The sequence below is a fragment of the Yeosuana sp. genome (genome assembly GCF_057126245.1).
Window position 1 is genome coordinate 1 of record NZ_DBNGMQ010000014.1, and the last position, 3,566, is coordinate 3,566.

Sequence of the window (3,566 nt, forward strand, 5' to 3'; positions counted from 1 at the left end):
GATTCATCAGTTGGATTGACATTGAACGTGAAATGTTTAAACTTAAGCCAATCAGGTATAAATACTAATAAAGATGCACCGACAAACAACCTGTCTTAAGTTATTTTACATAACTCAAGCCTTGTTTTTACTATAAAATCAAATTGGAAGGAAGAACGTGTTCGGTTTCCAATTCCAACCATACAAATAGATTTAACAAAAATTTTAATTTAAAAACAAGAATATTAACTATATATCTGAATTTAAAAATTATGAAAAAAAAATACTTTTCTTTAATCTTATTAATGTGTGCTTCTATAAGTTTTGCACAAACCATCGATTTTAATAATGGTGGTGGCGACTTTTTATGGTCAAATACTGCTAATTGGTCTGGTGGTGCAGTTCCAATCGCTACAAATACAGTTCAATTACCATTATTAGATGAGTCTTTAGTAGATGCAGATTTTACAATTCAAAAAATTCAAACCTCTGCGGCTACATCAGGAGATGTTTCAGTAGCTGGAACAAATACCTTGACCATAGATCGAGCCACTGGTCACTGGGCTTGGGGTATAGAAAATAAGTCTTCTACTGGTGCCAAATTATCATTTAAGGGTAAAGTTAATTTCAACAAGAGTAGTAGTGATTTTAATGACCATAACGATATATATATACAAGGTAACGCTTCAAATAGCATAGAATTTGCAGAAGGTTCTTTACTAACATTAACCACTGGTGTTAGATTAAATGCTGCTGTTACTGCAACTGGTAGTATTTTCTATTTTAATGGTTCTTTAGCGGGAAGTGGTAGTCTTTTTTTTGGGCCACGTTCAATAAGTACTTTTGGCAGTACTTCTTCAAATTCTGCATTTACAGGAGAGATCGTATACTTTAATAGTAATGTTCAAGTTATTGTTAATACTGCAGATGATGCTGTTTTTTATAGTGGTCCTAAAATTCAAGTAAATAACATCGGTGGTTCAATTACGTTAAATGGCGCTAATGTTTTTGCTTCCACAATTGTTATTAGTGGTACTAGAACCTTTGATTTTATAGCAAATAAAAACCAAAGTAGTATGGGTGATATAATTTTAGGTACTACATCAACTTTAAATTTGACTATTGGTGATGGCGTTACCAACCTTTCGTTTGGTAATACTTCGGCTTCTACATGGGCAGATGGCAGTACACTTAATATCATAAATTACAGCGAAGGCATTGTAAGGTTTGGAACAGATAATACAGGGCTTACAGCAGATCAATTATCTAAAATTGTAGTAGATGGCACAGGGGGTGCTGTTACCTTAAATAGTGAAGGGTATTTAGTTAATGCAAGTTCATTATCGTTATCTGAATTTGAAGAAAATTCAATCAATCCTATTGCTTATCCAACGTTAACTTCAGATAGACTCTATTTTAATAAACCTCAAAAAAATGTTAAAATCTTTAATTTAAATGGTAAACTCCTAAAGCATAATACATCTAAGAATCAATCTGAAATAGGGATTGACTTTTTATCTGCAGGGCTTTATCTTATAGTATTTGACAATCAAATAGTTGAAAAGTTTTTAAAGAAATAAACACTAGATAGCAGCTAATACCCAGAAGATTTTTAATTGCTGTGCGTATTTTGAGCTTACTTATATTTAAATGAACTTATGAGGTATTATAAGTTCATTTAAATATTAAATTAATTTTTGTTTGAAATTAAATTATATAATATGTTGAAAAAAAATACAATATCCGTATTTCTAAGTATCAGTTTTTTAGTGGTTTTAACTTCGGTTAAATCATACTCTATTAATAAGCCTATTGAAACAAGTTCAAACATAGATATTTTATATCTTAGGGATTATGGTGCTATAGCAAATGACGGAATTGACGATGTGCGAGCCATTAAAAAAGCACTAGCAGACTGTAAAACTCTTGGGGCTAAAACGTTGGTTTTTGAAAAAGGACAATATGATTTTTACCCAACATTTGCGGGGGAACGTTATTGTTATATAAGTAACAACGACGAAGGGTTAAAACGGATTGTTTTTGACTTGAAAAACATAAACGATTTAACTATAGACGGTCAAGGAGCTCAGTTAATGTTTCATGGTTTTATGAGTCCTTTTGTGCTTGAAGATTCGCACAATGTCAAAATTAAAAATCTTTCTATAGACTACTCACGGACATTTCATAGCGAAGCTATTATTTTAGGTTATGATGCCGAAGGAATGGATGTCGAAATTCTTGAAAACTTTCCGTTTAGTGTTCGCAGGGGAACTTTAATGTTTACAGATGGACAGAAGCAAATTGGAGCATTAACTACGGTTTCAAAAGGTGTGGCTTATGGAAGTTCACATATGCTGGAATATGATACTGAGAAACGTGAAACCGCCTACATGGTAAAAGATTTTTACTTCAGTAATATCAATGGTTTTCCAGCTAAAAAACTTGAAGGACGTAAAGTACGAATTCGGGTTCCTGGTCTTACAGGGACGATAGGCAATACTATGGTTTTTGGTCCAAATCATCGGAAACATCCAGGTTTTGTAGTATCCGATTCTAAAAATATATCTTTCAATAAGATTACATTACACCATGCAGGTGGTATGGGAATCCTTGGTCAAAGAAGTCACAATATTACTGTTGATTCATGTAAGGTTACGCCATCCAATGGAAGAATGATTAGTGTTACAGCCGATGCTACCCATTTTTCGAATTGTACTGGTAAAATAACATTGACAAACAATTTGTTTGAGAATCAAAAGGATGATGCAACAAATATTCATGGTATTTATGTTCAGGTTATTGAGAAAAGTGCAGAAGATAAAGTGCTTATTCAACTGAAACACCGTCAACAATATGGATTTGATTTTCTAAAACAAGGCATGGCAGTGGAACTAGTTAGGGCTAAAAGTATGCTTACTTACGATACAGCAACCGTAAAACATGTAAACAGAATTAACAAAGAAGTTACCGAAGTGACTTTTGATAAAAATTTGCCGGCAAATCTTGAAATTGGAGATGCCATTGCAGAAATCCGTGATTACCCCGAAATTCTGATAGCCAATAATATTGTTCGTAATAACCGAGCAAGGGGCATGTTGTTGAATTCCCGTGGAAAAACACTGGTTGAAAACAATACATTTCATTCTCCAGGTGCTGCCATACTATTTGAGGGTGATTCATTTCACTGGTTTGAACAAGGTGGAGTTAGTGATTGCGTGATACGCAACAACAATTTTGAAAACTGCTTGTATGGCGTTTGGGGTAAAGCAATTATTGATGTAAAGGCGGGTATTTTGGAAGATAAAGAAACCAGTCGTTACAACCGTAATATTCTGATAGAAGGTAATGTTTTTAAAATGTACGATGATTTGACACTGCTTAATGCGTATTGTGTTGATGGCCTCATTTGGCGAAACAATACCGTTGAAAAAACAGAGGCGTATCCTAAAACTGGAAAGTCAAACAAACCTTTTGTAGTAGAGTACTCCGACAATGTGCAGATTAATGATAAGAATGATTAATCAAACTGAATAAAATTAATAAACAATTTCCTAATGAAAAAACTCTTTAAAATAATAATTCTGCTG

General features: G+C 33.3%; 2 protein-coding genes. Both read left to right on the plus strand.

Features of this window, described 5'->3' with window-relative positions:
* The first annotated feature begins 251 nt into the window (after nt 1–251).
* The gene (locus AC15TD_RS01435) at nt 252–1,559 is read left to right on the plus strand and encodes a T9SS type A sorting domain-containing protein (protein WP_484450357.1); all 1,308 of its coding nucleotides are present in this window, start codon (nt 252–254) and stop codon (nt 1,557–1,559) included.
* 141 nt (nt 1,560–1,700) lie between these two features.
* Nucleotides 1,701–3,500 carry an alpha-1,3-galactosidase-related protein gene (locus tag AC15TD_RS01440; RefSeq protein ID WP_484450358.1) on the plus strand — a complete coding sequence of 600 codons (1,800 nt, stop codon included), beginning with the start codon at nt 1,701–1,703 and terminating at the stop codon, nt 3,498–3,500.
* Nucleotides 3,501–3,566 lie beyond the last annotated feature (66 nt).